Source organism: Microbispora bryophytorum (genome assembly GCF_043197435.1).
GTDB classification, from domain to species: Bacteria; Actinomycetota; Actinomycetes; order Streptosporangiales; family Streptosporangiaceae; genus Microbispora; species Microbispora bryophytorum.
On the sequence record NZ_JBICTF010000010.1, the window covers coordinates 92,619 to 106,208 of the forward strand.

At 72.0% G+C, this 13,590-nt stretch carries 11 protein-coding genes and 1 pseudogene; 7 read left to right on the forward strand and 5 right to left on the reverse strand.

Annotated elements, in window-relative coordinates; genetic code table 11:
• Window positions 1–32 precede the first annotated feature (32 nt).
• Window positions 33–1,919: an ABC transporter ATP-binding protein gene (locus ACGFIB_RS29280; protein ID WP_142572452.1), complete on the forward strand. Its 1,887-nt coding sequence runs from the start codon at window positions 33–35 to the stop codon at window positions 1,917–1,919.
• 61 nt (window positions 1,920–1,980) lie between these two features.
• On the opposite strand, the gene ACGFIB_RS29285 is transcribed toward ACGFIB_RS29280, so the two are convergent.
• A complete protein-coding gene (locus ACGFIB_RS29285; RefSeq protein WP_393376342.1) occupies window positions 1,981–2,859 on the reverse strand; it encodes a sulfotransferase family protein in 879 nt (292 codons plus the stop codon).
• A 31-nt stretch (window positions 2,860–2,890) separates the two neighbouring features.
• On the opposite strand from ACGFIB_RS29285, the gene ACGFIB_RS29290 reads away from it, so the two are divergent.
• Genes ACGFIB_RS29290 through ACGFIB_RS29300 form a run of 3 tightly spaced genes read left to right on the forward strand, consistent with a single transcriptional unit; the run spans window position 2,891 to window position 4,986 of the window.
• Window positions 2,891–3,853 (forward strand): S66 peptidase family protein, encoded by a 963-nt coding sequence (locus ACGFIB_RS29290; RefSeq protein WP_393376343.1) that lies wholly within the window; start codon window positions 2,891–2,893, stop codon window positions 3,851–3,853.
• Window positions 3,854–3,896: 43 nt separating this feature from the next.
• Entirely contained in the window at window positions 3,897–4,802 is a 906-nt protein-coding gene (locus ACGFIB_RS29295; protein ID WP_393376345.1) for a hypothetical protein, read from the forward strand.
• A 19-nt stretch (window positions 4,803–4,821) separates the two neighbouring features.
• Complete coding sequence (locus tag ACGFIB_RS29300) at window positions 4,822–4,986, forward strand: hypothetical protein (protein ID WP_393376347.1); 165 nt, start codon at window positions 4,822–4,824, stop codon at window positions 4,984–4,986.
• Here the strand turns inward: ACGFIB_RS29300 and ACGFIB_RS29305 are convergent.
• On the reverse strand, window positions 4,968–6,740 hold the full coding sequence (locus ACGFIB_RS29305; RefSeq protein ID WP_393376349.1) for a glycoside hydrolase family 15 protein: 1,773 nt from the start codon (window positions 6,738–6,740) through the stop codon (window positions 4,968–4,970). The two genes, ACGFIB_RS29300 and ACGFIB_RS29305, sit on opposite strands and share 19 nt — an antisense overlap.
• Window positions 6,741–7,388: 648 nt before the next feature.
• On the opposite strand from ACGFIB_RS29305, the gene ACGFIB_RS29310 reads away from it, so the two are divergent.
• Together ACGFIB_RS29310 and ACGFIB_RS29315 are read left to right on the forward strand one after the other, a co-directional pair.
• The gene (locus tag ACGFIB_RS29310; protein ID WP_393376351.1) at window positions 7,389–8,327 is read left to right on the forward strand and encodes an NADP-dependent oxidoreductase; all 939 of its coding nucleotides are present in this window, start codon (window positions 7,389–7,391) and stop codon (window positions 8,325–8,327) included.
• The gene (locus tag ACGFIB_RS29315) at window positions 8,324–8,851 is read left to right on the forward strand and encodes a cupin domain-containing protein (protein ID WP_393376352.1); all 528 of its coding nucleotides are present in this window, start codon (window positions 8,324–8,326) and stop codon (window positions 8,849–8,851) included. The genes ACGFIB_RS29310 and ACGFIB_RS29315 overlap by 4 nt, the downstream gene beginning before the upstream one ends.
• A gap of 153 nt (window positions 8,852–9,004) precedes the next feature.
• On the opposite strand, the pseudogene ACGFIB_RS29320 reads toward ACGFIB_RS29315, so the two are convergent.
• From ACGFIB_RS29320 to yczE, 3 genes and pseudogenes are all read right to left on the reverse strand, one after another.
• Window positions 9,005–10,834: pseudogene (locus ACGFIB_RS29320) on the reverse strand (glycoside hydrolase family 15 protein); the annotation flags it as partial.
• A 39-nt stretch (window positions 10,835–10,873) separates the two neighbouring features.
• On the reverse strand, window positions 10,874–11,410 hold the full coding sequence (locus ACGFIB_RS29325) for a hypothetical protein (protein ID WP_393376354.1): 537 nt from the start codon (window positions 11,408–11,410) through the stop codon (window positions 10,874–10,876).
• A gap of 5 nt (window positions 11,411–11,415) precedes the next feature.
• The gene (gene yczE / locus ACGFIB_RS29330) at window positions 11,416–12,045 is read right to left on the reverse strand and encodes a membrane protein YczE (RefSeq protein WP_357261694.1); all 630 of its coding nucleotides are present in this window, start codon (window positions 12,043–12,045) and stop codon (window positions 11,416–11,418) included.
• Window positions 12,046–12,109: 64 nt separating this feature from the next.
• Here yczE and yczR point away from each other — a divergent pair, with 64 nt between their 5' ends.
• Window positions 12,110–13,588 (forward strand): MocR-like transcription factor YczR, encoded by a 1,479-nt coding sequence (gene yczR, locus ACGFIB_RS29335; protein WP_393376356.1) that lies wholly within the window; start codon window positions 12,110–12,112, stop codon window positions 13,586–13,588.
• Window positions 13,589–13,590 lie beyond the last annotated feature (2 nt).

Genomic DNA, 13,590 nt, shown 5'->3' on the forward strand with positions numbered 1-13,590 from the left:
CACCGCTGCACGGCTGGGAGGATGTACGACATATGTCGATGATGAACGGGGGCTACGGCCTTCAGGTGATGCGGTCCTTACGGCGTGACAGCTCCGTGACGAAGGAGCGGATCGCGCCGGGGACCGTCCGGCGCATCGCCGGATACGCCCGGCCGTTCCGCACACAGATCGCCGGTTTCCTCGCGCTGGTCATGGTCGACGCGGTCATCGTGGTCGCCAACCCGCTGTTGATGAAGGCCATCATCGACTACGGCATCACCCCTGGGCGGGTCGACGTCGTGATGTGGCTCGCCGTGGTGATCGGGGGGCTGGCGGTGCTGGACGCCGGGCTCGGCCTGCTCCAGAGGTGGTATTCCGCCCGGATCGGCGAGGGCCTGATCTACAACCTGCGCACCGAGGTCTTCGACCACGTGCAGCGGATGCCGGTCGCGTTCTTCATGCGCGCCCAGACCGGCGCGCTGGTGTCCCGGCTGAACACCGACGTCATCGGGGCGCAGCGCGCCCTCACCAGCACGCTGTCGTCGGTGGTGTCCAACGTCATCAGCCTGGTCATGGTGCTCGTCACCATGCTCGTGCTGTCGTGGCAGGTCACGCTGGTCGCGCTGGTTCTGTTGCCGATCTTCGTCTTCCCGGCGAAGTGGGTCGGCCGCCGGATGTCCACGCTGACCCGCGAGCAGATGCAGCTCGACGCCGAGATGAGCTCGGTGATGACCGAGCGGTTCAACGTGGCCGGCGCCATGGTCGCCAAGCTGTACGGCAGGCCGGACGATGAGGCGGCCCACTTCGCGGACCGCGCGGGACGGGTCCGCGACGTGGGCGTGATCGTCGCCATGTACGGCGCGGTGTTCCGCATCGCGCTCGGCCTGGTCGCCGCGCTGGCGACCGCCCTCGTCTACGGTCTCGGCGGCGTGCTCGCGATCTCCGGGGCCTTCGCGCTCGGCACCCTGGTCGCCCAGTCGTCCCTGCTGATGCGGCTGTACGGCCCGCTGACCAGCCTGTCGAACGTCCACGTGGACGTGATGACCGCGCTGGTGAGCTTCGACCGCGTCTTCGAGGTGCTCGACCTCAAGCCGATGGTGGCCGAGAAGCCGGACGCGGGACCGATCCCCGAAGGACCGGTCACGATCGAGTTCGACGACGTCCGCTTCCGCTACCCGGCCGCCTCCGATGTCTCGCTGGCGTCGCTGGAGTCGGTGGCCCGCCCGGACACCGGGCCCTCGCAGGAGGTGCTCAAGGGCGTGTCGTTCACCGCGCACCCGGGCGAGCTGGTGGCGCTCGTCGGTCACTCGGGCGCGGGCAAGACGACGATCACCTCACTGGTGTCCCGGCTGTACGACGTGGATGAGGGGGCCGTCCGGATCAACGGCGTCGACGTCCGCGACGCCACCCTGGACGGCATCAGGGACACGGTGGGAGTGGTCATGCAGGACGCCCACCTGTTCCACGACACGATCGGCAGCAACCTCCGCTACGCCCGTCCCGAGGCGACCGACGAGGAGATCTGGGAGGCCCTGCGCGCGGCCCAGATCGCCGACCTGGTGAAGAACCTGCCGGAGGAACTGGAGACGGTCGTCGGCGACCGCGGCTACCGGCTGTCGGGAGGGGAGAAGCAGCGCATCGCGCTGGCGCGGCTCCTGCTGAAGGCGCCGCGGGTGGTGGTGCTGGACGAGGCGACCGCCCATCTGGACTCGGAGTCCGAGGCCGCGGTGCAGCAGGCGCTCAAGACCGCCCTGCGGGGGAGGACGTCGCTGGTGATCGCCCACCGACTGTCGACCATCCGCGAGGCCGACACGATCCTGGTGGTCGACGACGGCCGGGTCGTCGAACGCGGCCGGCACGAGGAGTTGCTGGAGCGGGCCGGCGCCTACGCCGAGCTGTACCGCACGCAGTTCACCGGCTCCGGCCCGGGCGGCGCCTGAGGCGCACCCGAGACGCCTGGCCTGACACACAGCTCGGCGTCAGCGGAGCCTGGGACACGGCTCAGCGGTAGCCGAGGCGGGCGAGCTCGTCCCTGGTTACTTTCTCCACCAGTTCGGCGTCCTCGGCCGACAGCCGCCTGCGCCAGCTTCCCGGCCGGGGGATCGTCCTGCCGTACAGCGCGATCGTGGAGATCTTCGATTCCAGGAAGGACGACACCGCGTCTATCGCCTCTCCCGGCGAGGCCACCATGTCCTCGTACCGCAGGGTGAGCAGATGCTCGCCGGGCAGTTCGCGGCGCAGGGCGGCGCTCAGCCGCACGGCGCCGCGCCAGCGCAGGGCGCACTTGCCCGCGGGCGGCATGCCGGCCCAGCGCTCGCGGTGCTCGGCCGAGCGCACGCCGAGGAACGGGTTGGGAAACTCGGCGTCCTCGCTCAGCATGTGGGGCTTGACCCAGGTCATGCAGGCGGGGTCGGCGAGCATGTCGGCCACGACGTCGCGGCCGTCGCGGATGATCTGGATGAGCCGGGCGTCGGGGAACGCCCGCAGCAGCACCGGCACGCTGTAGAGCAGGTCGGGGCTGGCGTCGCCGAAGCGCGACAGCGCGCCCGGCCCGACGCACGGCCCCGCGCCGACGATGCCGCCCGCCTCCCGGCAGGTGGCCGTGCAGTCCGCGCACGCCGCCGGCACCACCTGCCACGCCTCGGCCAGCACGTCGCGCAGCACCTGCGGGGCGCCGCCGCTGCGGGCGATCGACGGCCTCCTGGCGAAGGCGTGGACGACCCGTGCCACCGGGCCCCTGCCCATGGTCACGTGGAAACCCGGCGAGCGCTTGAGGGCACGGCTCAGCAGGTCCGCGCCGGAGTGCGGCGCCGCGACAACGAACACCGGACGACGGACCTTGACACCGTTGACCACGAGGATGTGCGTCGGAGGTCGCATAGATACCGCTAAGTCTGACACCCTTTGAAGGGTGAGCGAGCGCTTCCGCGGCGGGGCGGACGGTGACGCCTCGGTAACGGTCCCGAGCCTGCCCCGGCGGCTGCGGCCCGGCGATACCGTCGCGCTGGTCGCGCCGGCCGGCCCCGTCGATCCCGTACGGCTCGAGCGCGGCACGGAGGTCCTGTCCGGGCTCGGACTGCGGGTCGTGCACGGGGCGTCGATCCTCGCGCGGGAGGGCTACCTGGCCGGGCCGGACGCCGCACGGGCGGCCGACCTCCAGGACGCGTGGTGCGATCCCGGGGTGGCGGCGGTCATCTGCGCCAGGGGCGGCTACGGCACCACCCGGCTGCTCGGGCTGCTCGACTGGGACGCCATGGCGGCGGCCGGTCCGAAGATCCTGCTCGGGTCGAGCGACATCACCGCGCTGCACCGGGCCTTCGCCGACCGGCTGGGCCTGGCGACGCTGTTCGGGCCGATGCCGGCGGGCGCGACGATCAGCGACCCGGAGGGGCCCGAGCGGGTCACCTTCGCCCACCTGCGCGAGGCCCTGTTCGAAGGCGGCACGCCCGCTCCGGTCACGGGCGACCGGGTGATCGTGCCCGGCCGGGCCGAGGGCCGGCTCACCGGGGGGAACCTCGCCCTGCTGGCCGCCCTGTGCGGCACGCCGTACGCGCTGCGTGCGCGGGACCGCATCGTGCTGCTGGAGGACGTCACCGAGGAGCCGTATCGGATCGACCGCATGGTGACGCAACTGCTGCAGGCCGGGTGTCTCGACGGCGCGGCGGGCATCGTGCTGGGATCGTGGGTGGACTGCGGCGACCCGCTGCCCGTGCTGACGGAACTCCTGGCCCCGCTGGGCGTCCCGGTCGTCGCGGGCCTGCCCGTCGGCCATGGCACACCACAGATGGCGATGTGGTTAGAGACGAATGTGGCTATTGTGACCGAATCGTGCTCTGTCGCGTCCACCTTCCGCGACTCTGACGCGGCAACCTGAGACGCGCCCGGATATGCCCGGGCCGTGGTGAAGGGATGGTGCGTTGGGACTCCTGCGGCGACTGCTTAGCCGGACGCGACCGGACCATCCCGCTCTGAGAGCCGTCGAGGACGTCGATCTCGACTCCCTGCTGGCCCTGGTCGCCGAGACCATGGGCTACACCTGCGCGTTCGCGGCCGACGGCACGTCGCTGACACTGACCTCGCCTGAGCGTGAGCGGGCGGTGAACCTCATCGGCCTGCGCAGAGAGGCCGGTCGCCGCGCCCGCGAGGACTGGCCGATGCTGGTCTCCGAGCACCTGGCCCACGCGGTGTCGGGCGAGCCGTTCGACGCCTGCAACCTCACGCCCATCAAGCCGCTGCTGCGCACGCGGGTCCACGCCGCGGACGACCCCGCCTTCCCCGACCCCTCCCGGATCATCGGCCGCCACCTCAGCGCCGACCTGATCGAGGTGCTGACCATCGGCGCCCGCCCGGTGCGCCCGGAGGAGGCCTTCTGCTGGCCGATCCCGCCGGCCGAGGCGCTCGACGTGGCGATCGGCAACGCCCTGACCGACGAGCGGCCGACCGTGTCGCAGCTCGACCTCGCGGGGACCGAGGTCTCGCTGCTGTCCGCGCCAAGCGCGGCGGCCCACCTGCGCCGCCTCACGGCGTACATGGACGTGCCCGAGGACGGCACGCTCGCCGTGCTGCCGCATCGAGGCATGGTCGCGGTGCACCCGGTCGCCGGCATCGGCGTGGTCCGCGCGATCGAGCGCCTGCGCATCTTCGCCCACCGGGAGCACGCCGGCCGGGCCGACGGGCTGAGCCCCCACGTGTACTGGTGGCGCCGGGGCAAGCTGACCCGCATCCAGGCCGACCTCATCAGTCACGACGGGCAGACCCGGCTGGTCGTCGCACCGCCGCCGGAGTTCGCCCGGCTGCTCGCCCGCATCGCCGGCCAGTCGTAGCCGGCGAGCCGGAAACCGGATGCGCGGGCACGCCGGCCGGGAGCACGAGTGGCCCACCATGCTCTGGGACGCCGGCGGCGTGAGCCCGCGCGGCGACGACGCCTATCCGGTGCCCGCGCGGCTCTACCGGTCGCTCGGGTTCCGGGAGTGCACGAGGAGCCTCGGCTACCGCTGCCCGGCGTAGCCCGCAAGCGCCTGGGCGGTGCGGATCAGGTGGATGTGGGTGAAGGCCTGGGGGAAGTTGCCGAGTTGGCGGCCTGTTCTGGGGTCGTATTCCTCGGCGAGGAGGCCGACGTCGTTGGTGAGGGCGATGAGGCGTTCGAAGAGTTCGACGGCGTCGTCGTGTCGGCCGATCATGGCTCTGGCCTCGGCGAGCCAGAAGCTGCAGGCGAGGAAGGCGCCTTCGCCGCCGGGAAGGCCGTCGACGGGGTTGTCTTCGGCGAGGGGGTAGCGCAGGACGAAGCCGTCGGTCATGAGTTCGCGTTCGATGGCTTCGACGGTGCCGATGACGCGGGGGTCGTCGGGTGGGAGGAAGCCGACGATGGGGATCTGCAGGAGGGCGGCGTCGAGTTCGCGGGAGCCGTAGGACTGGGTGAAGGTGTTACGTTCGGGGTCGTAGCCCTTGTCGCAGACCTCGGCGTGGATGCGGTCGCGCAGGGCACGCCAGCGCACCACGTCGCCCTTCCGGCCCAGCTCCTCGATGACACGGACCATGCGGTCGGCCGCGACCCAGGCCATGACCTTGGAGTGGACGAAGTGGCGGCGGGGGCCGCGCACCTCCCACAGTCCCTCGTCCGGCTGGTCCCAGTTGTGCTCGAAGAACTCCATGATCTTCGTGACCAGGGCCCAGGCGTGGTCGTCGGGCGGCATGCCCTGCTTGCGCGCCTGAAAGAGGGCGTCGACGAACTCCCCGTAGATGTCGAGCTGGAGCTGGGTCGCCGCGCCGTTGCCGATGCGCACCGGCGTCGAGTTCTCGTAGCCCGACAGCCAGTCGAGAGTCATCTCCGGCAGGCGGCGTTCGCCGGCCACGCCGTACAGGACCTGGACGTCCTCGGGGCGGCCGGCGATGGCGCGCAGCAGCCAGGAACGCCAGGCGTCCGCCTCCTCGACGTAACCGGCGCCGGTCAGCGCGTCGAGCGTCATGGAGGCGTCGCGCAGCCAGCAGTAGCGGTAGTCCCAGTTGCGCACCCCGCCCAGGTGCTCGGGCAGCGACGTGGTCGGCGCGGCCACGATGCCGCCGGTCGGGCTGTAGGTGAGCGCCTTGAGCGTGATCAGCGAGCGGACCACGGCGTCGCGCCAGCGACCCCGGTGACCGCATCGGGAGACCCACTCCTCCCACAGGAGCCTCGTCTCCGCTAGCTGCTCCAGCGGGTCGATCCGCTCCGGCTGCGGCTGGTGGGAGGGGTGCCAGGTGAACACGAACGGCAGTCGCTGCCCGGCGGTGACGGTGAACGTCGCCTCGTGCCGGTAGTCGCCGCCGCGCAGCGGGACGGGTGAGTGGATCCAGACCGAGTCGGGGCCGCCGATGGCGTGCAGGTGCCCGTTCCTGCGGCGCACCCAGGGGACGATGCGGCCGTAGTCGAAGCGGATGCGGATCTCCGTCGTCATCTCCACGGTGCCGGACAGGCCCTCCACGATCCGGACGAGATCGGGGTTGGCGTGCCGCGGCGGCATGAAGTCGATGACCTTGACCGCGCCCGTGGGCGTCTCCCAGACGGTCTCGAGGATGAGCGTGTCCTCGACGTACGCGCGGCGTGTGGCCTGCTCGTGTCCGGCGGGGGCCAGGCGCCAGAAGCCGTTGTGCTCGTCGCCGAGCAGCCGGGTGAAGCAGGAGGGGGAGTCGAACCTCGGCAGGCACAACCAGTCGATCGAACCGTCCCGGCCGACGAGGGCGGCCGACTGCATGTCACCCACCAGGGCGTAGTCCTCGATCCGCATGCCCGTCACGCTACCGGGCGCGGGCCGTCCGCTCATCCGCGGGCGGATTGCCCTGTCGATCGGATGGATTCACTGATGCAGGACGCGAACGGATTCTGCGTCTGCCACTTGGCGCCGATCGTGCTGGAGTCCGCTGTTCTCATGATCGCGGTGGTCATGAGAGTCGGTGTAGCGGTCATGGCCGAGCGTACGACTGTGATCCGGTCCGTCCAAAAACGAGTGCTTCCTGGCCGGATGGAGGCGGCATGGGGTGCCGCCGGTCGGGCAAATTGGAGGCGGACATAAAGGCCATAACAGACATATATCGGAGCGCCGGTGGACTGGCGTCGCTGCGACCACGGGTCCGCGTACCCCGGGAAGCCCGGCCGGAGTTCCTCGCCTCGGTCCCCGCCATCGTCGCGGGGTGGTCCGTGATGGCGGGGGCCGGGGGCCACGGCCTGCCTCTACATCGCATTCGCGGAGTGCTCTCCGTGATCGCCGGAGTTGACGCCGGGCGTCCGCGGGCTCACGAGCGCGCCGGCGACGGGCGGTCCGCGACCTCGGCGGTGGGGAGCCGCCACCACCTGCGCCACAGGCGGACCCCGTCGCGCCACAGGCGGACCCCCGTACTGAGCCGCCCGCAACCAATCCGGGACGAAAGGATCAAAGATGCGAGCAATCACCGTGCGTGATCGTGACGCTGATGTCGGCGGTCTCACCCTGACCGACATGCCGTACCCGCACGCCGCGGAGAACGACGTCATCGTGCGCGTGCACGCCGCGGGCTTCACCCCCGGAGAGCTCGACTGGCCGGCGACGTGGACCGATCGCGCCGGCCGCGACCGGACACCCACCATTCCGGGGCACGAGCTGTCCGGAGTCGTGGTCGAGCTCGGCTACGGAACCACGGGCCTGACCGTGGGCCAGCGGGTCTTCGGACTGACCGACTGGGCCCGCAACGGATCCCTGGCGGAATACACCGCGGTGGAGGCGCGCAACCTCGCCCCCCTCGCGGCCGACGTCGACCACACCGTGGCCGCCGCGCTGCCCATTTCCGGACTGACCGCGTGGCAGGCCCTGTTCGACCACGCCCACCTCACGACCGGCCAGACCGTCCTGATCCATGGCGCCGCGGGCGGCGTCGGCTCGATCGCCGTCCAACTCGCGCGAGAGGCAGGCGCCCGGGTGATCGGCACCGGCCGGGCCGACGACCGCGATGTCGTGCTCGGCCTCGGCGCGCGGACCTTCCTCGACCTGGACGCCGATGACCTGCGGGGCGTCGGCGAGGTGGACGTGGTGCTCGACGTGATCGGCGGCGACATCCTCGCACGATCGACCGAGCTGGTACGTCCGGGCGGCACCCTCGTCACCATCGCCATGCCGCCCACCGTGCAGCCCAAGGACGGGCGAGCCGTCTTCTTCGTCGTCGAGCCCGACCGCGCCCGGCTGACCGACCTGGCCGAGCGCCTGCGGGCCGGACGACTCAACCCCATCGTCGGCGACGTGCGACCGCTGGCCGAAACGGCCGCGGCGTTCGCCCGTCACCGCCGCACACCAGGCAAGACCATCATCCAGGTCACGGACGAACAAGGAGCACAACACTCATGATCAGTAAGCGAATCGCCGGCGGAGTGCTGATCGCCGGCACTGCTGCCGCGATCCTCGGTTGCGCCCCCGGGACGGAGCAACCGGCCGCGCAGGCCGTCCGGGCGTCACAGGCCCAGGTCACCACCGTCACCCAGGCGACACACGCGACACAGGAACAGGCCGGCGCGGCGATGGCTACGGGACACCCTTCGGAGAGCCTGAAAGTCCTGATCCAGAAGGCGCTCCCGAACGTCCCCGGCAAGACCTTCACCTCGGCGATCGTGACCCTGCCGCCGGACGCCCGAGCCACGCCGCACCGGCACGGCGACGCGTTCGTCTACGCCTATGTGCTCAAGGGCACGGTACGCAGCCGGCTTGAAGGCGCACCGATGCGGACATACCACCAGGGCGAGAACTGGACCGAGCAGCCAGGAGCCCACCACGTCGCCACGGAGAACGTCAGCATCAAGGAGCCGGCCGAGCTCCTCGTCGTCTTCGTCTCCACAACCGGGGATCCGCTCAAGGTCGACGACCCGCACAAGTAGCCCGTCGCGACACTCCCCGGTGCATGAGTCACCGACGCCCGGGCCGGTTGTCCTGGCTGGGGCGGACTCCTGACGAGGTGTGGGTCGACGGGCAGCGCCGCGCGAGCAGGGTCGATGCCGCTTCAGGACCTCCCGAGAAAGACGTCCTTGAGCTCACCTCGCGCGGGTGCGGGTGCGGGTGCGGGCCACGGCCGGTGCGGGTGGTGCCGATGTTCGTGCTCCGCTCAGCGCCTGGGCGGTGTGGATCAGGTGGACGTGGCTGAAGGCCTGGGGGAAGTTGCCGAGTTGGCGGCCTGTTCTGGGGTCGTATTCCTCGGCGAGGAGGCCGACGTCGTTCGACAGGGCGATGAGGCGTTCGAACAGTTCGACGGCGTCGTCGTGACGGCCGATCATGGCTCTGGCCTCGGCGAGCCAGAAGCTGCAGGCGAGGAAGGCGCCTTCGCCGCCGGGGAGGCCGTCGACGGGGTTGTCTTCGGCGAGGGGGTAGCGCAGGACCAAGCCGTCGGTCATGAGTTCGCGTTCGATCGCCTCGACGGTGCCGATGACGCGGGGGTCGTCGGGGGGCAGGAAGCCGACGATGGGGATCCGCAGCAGGGCGGCGTCCAGTTCGCGGGAGCCGTAGGACTGGGTGAAGGTGTTGCGTTCGGGGTCGTAGCCCTTGTCGCAGACCTGCGCGTGGATGCGGTCGCGCAGGGCGCTCCACCGGTCGAACGGCCCGGTGCGGCCCAGCTCCGCGGCCCCCCGGGTCACGCGGTCCAGAGCGAGCCACGCCATGATCTTGGAGTGGACGAAGTGCCGGCGGGGGCCGCGCACCTCCCACAGTCCCTCGTCGGGCCGGTCCCAGTTGTGTTCGAGGAACTCGGCCCCTTTCATCACTAGTGACCAGGTGTAGTCGTCGGGCGGCATGCCCTGCTTGCGCGCCCGGTAGAGGGCGTTGGCCACCTGACCGTAGACGTCGAGCTGGAACTGGCCGGCGGCGCCGTTGCCGATCCGGACGGGGCGTGACCCCTCGTAGCCGGAGAGCCAGTCGAGCGTCGTCTCCGGCAGGCGGCGCTCGCCGGCCACGCCGTACATGATCTGGTGGTCCTCGGGGCGGCCCGCGATGGCGCGCAGCAGCCACACGCGCCAGGCGTCCGCCTCCTCGACGTATCCGCATCGCAGGAGCGCGTCGAGTGCCATCGCCGCGTCGCGCAGCCAGCAGTAGCGGTAGTCCCAGTTGCGCACCCCGCCGAGGTGCTCGGGCAGCGAGGTGGTCGGCGCCGCGATGATCCCGCCGGTCGGGCTGTAGGTGAGCGCCTTGAGCGTGATGAGCGAGCGGACCACGGCGTCGCGCCAGGGACCCCGGTAGCCGCAACGGGAGATCCACTCCCGCCACCCGGCGACGGTGAGGCCGAGCTCGCGCGAAGGGTCGATGCGCTCCGGCTGGGGCCGGTGGGAGGGGTGCCAGGTGAAGACGAACGGCACCCGCTCGCCGGCGGCGACCGTGAACGTCGCCTCGTGCCGGTAGTCGCCGCCCTCCAGGCAGATCGGGGAGTGCACCCAGACCGAGTCCGGGCCGCCGATGGCGTGCAGGTGACCGCCGACCCGGCGGGCCCACGGCACGATGCGGCCGTAGTCGAATCGGATGCGGATCTCGGTCGTCATCTCCACGGCGCCGGACAGGCCCTCCACGATCCGCACGAGGTCGGGATTGCCGGAGCGGGGCGGCATGAAGTCGACGACCCTGGCCCTCCCGGTGGAGGTCTCCCAGTCGGTCGCGAGCACGAGCGTGTCCTCGACGTAGGCCCGCCGGGTGGCCCTGTCGCGTTCCGCGGCGGCCAGCCGCCAGAAGCCGTTGTGCTCGTCGCCGAGCAGCCGGGCGAAGCAGGAGGGAGAGTCGAACCTCGGCAGGCACAGCCAGTCGATCGAGCCGTCCATGCCGATGAGGGCGGCCGACTGCGTGTCCCCGATCAGGGCGTAGTCCTCGATCCGCACCCGCTCGCCTCCCCGCGCTCGCCTCCCCCTGCGTACGGCGTGTCCCCCTCAGCGCCGGGTGTGGGCCTCCTCCCTCGGCAGCGGGCCCACGCCGGCCCGCCGTCCCGGGCGCATCCGCGCGTGCCGTTGCCCGGAGCCCGGTCCCGTACGGCCGGCCAGGGCGTCGGCCACGACCCCGGTGGCGAAGGCGTAGACGGCCTTGTGGAGCACATCAACGCCGAGTTCGAGACGGGGCCACGTGGGGGGCGGCGCGCCGACCCCGGTGGCGTTCTCCAGGATCTGGTCGTTGGTGAGCCGCACCACGGCGAACTTGGCCGACGACCACGGGCCCCTCAGCCCGGCGTGGGCCATGACGGAGCGCAGGACCCCCAGCAGCGCGCCCTCGCCGTAGTGCATGGCCCAGTTCACGGCGTCGGACGCGCGCCCGGACCGCTGGGCCATGCCGGTCAGGCGTTCCAGGACCCGCGCCGGGACGTAGGAGCCGGGCCGCCCGGTCAGGCGCTGCTCCACCTTCTCGCCGAGGGTCATCACCGCCGCCCCGGCCGCTCCGGCGACCAGGCCTTCCCAGAGCGCTCGCCTCATCATGACCGCTACGTACCCGGTGGCCGGGCGGTGTCCCCGGCGGGGGCCCACAGCTTCATGAAGACCTGCGTCAGCGGGCCGATCGCCAGGGCGAACACCACCGTGCCGATCCCGACCGTGCCGCCGAGCAGCCAGCCCACGGCGAGCACGCCGATCTCGACGACCGTGCGGGCGAGCCGGATGGACAGCCCGAGCCGGTTGAGGCCCGTCATCAGGCCGTCGCGCGGCCCCGGACCGAAGCCGGCGTGGATGTAGAGCCCGGAGGCGGCGGCGATGGCGACGATGCCGCCCAGGAGGAAGGCCCACTGGACCGGCCAGGCCGTGGGCGCGGGGACCAGCGCCATCACCCCGTCGGCGCTGGTGCCGACCACCAGGACGTTGCTGATCGTGCCGAGGCCGGGGCGTTGCCGCAGGGGAATCCACAGCAGCAGCACCAGCGCGCCCACCAGGTTGATGCACAGGCCGATCGACCACCCGGTGCGCACCGACATGCCCTGGTGGAAGACCTCCCAGGGGTCGAGGCCCAGCCCGGACCTGACGAGCAGGGCGATCCCAGCGCCGTACAGCGCCAGGCCGGTGTAGAGGCGGATGAGCCGCAACGGGAGCGAACGGGGGCTGGGGAGGGAGAGTTCGGTCATAGTCGGCCCATCGTGGACGCGGGTGGGGTTGCGGGAAAAGGGCCAATCGGAGAAATTGGCCTTTATGGACCGGCACCTCAGCGCTCCCCAACTGGCCAGGCTCGTCCGGAGCGGCATCGGCGACGGCACCGGGAAAGGTACGGGGAAGGGCATCGGGAAGGGCGCGGGAGACGCGCCGGAAGCCCGGCCCTACTACCGGGCGCTCGCGGAGGCCGTACGCGGCCTGGTCCTCGACGGCAGGCTCGCCGTGGGGGTGCGGCTGCCGGCCGAGCGGCACCTGGCCGAGTCCCTCGGAGTGAGCCGCACCACCGTGACCGCCGCGTACGACCGGCTGCGCGAGCAGGGCTATCTGGAGAGCCGGCAGGGGTCCGGCAGCCGGGCGGCCCTGCCCGACGCGGGCGCGCTCGGGACCGACAATCCGTGGCTGGCGTCGGACGACGGGCTGCTGCCGCTGCACGCGGCCGCGCCCGCGGCGACCGCGCTGCTCGGCGAGGCCATCGAGGAGGCGGGCCGGGCCTACCATCGGTACGCGCTGGGCATGGGTTACCACCCGGCGGGGCTCGCGCCGCTGCGCGAGGCGATCGCCCGCAGGTACGGCGAGCGGGGGCTGCCGACCCGGCCCGAGCAGATCCTCGTCACGGCCGGGGCCCAGCAGGCGATTCATCTGCTGATGTCGGTGTTCGCCGGGCCGGGGGACCCGGTGCTGGTCGAGTCGCCGACCTATCCGCACGCGCTCGACGTGGCCCGGATGCGGGGAGCCCGGCTGGTGCCGGTCGGTGTGGAGGAGGACGGCTGGCATCTCGACCTGGTGAGCGGCGCGATGCGCCAGTCGGCGGCCCGCCTGGCCTACGTCATCCCCGACTTCCAGAACCCGACCGGCCACCTGATGGCCGACGGCACCCGCGCCGAACTGGTGGAGGCGGCCCGCCGGCACGGCGTCACGCTGATCGCCGACGAGAGCTGGGCGGAGATCGTGCTGGACGAGACGGCGCGTGCGGCGCCGCTCGCCGCCTTCGACACCGACGGCCGGGTGATCAGCGTGGGCTCGGCCTCGAAGCTGTGGTGGGGCGGCCTGCGGGTCGGCTGGATCCGGGCGAGCGCCGCGACCGTCCGCCGCCTGGCCGTGCTGCGGGCCGCCGTGGACATCGCGGGTGCGGTCTTCGAGCAGCTCGTGGTCGCGCGCCTGTTCGAGCGGATCGAGGAGGCGCGTGCGGAGCGCCGCCGCACCCTCGGCGCCTCGTGCGCGGCGCTCGCCGCGGTCCTGCGCGAGGAACTGCCCGGCTGGGCGTTCAGGGTGCCGCGCGGCGGCGGCTCGCTGTGGGTGCGGCTCGACGGGCCGGTGGCGAGCTCGGTCGCCGGGGCCGCCGCCGCCCGTGGCGTACGGCTGGCTCCCGGACCGTGGTTCGGGGTGGACGGCACGCTGGAGGGCTACCTGCGGCTGCCGTTCACCCAGCCGCCGGCCGTGCTGGAGGAGGCGGTGCGCCGCATCGCCCGCGACCCCGCCGGCTATCGCCCGTCCGAGCCGCTCACGCCGACCCTGTGAGC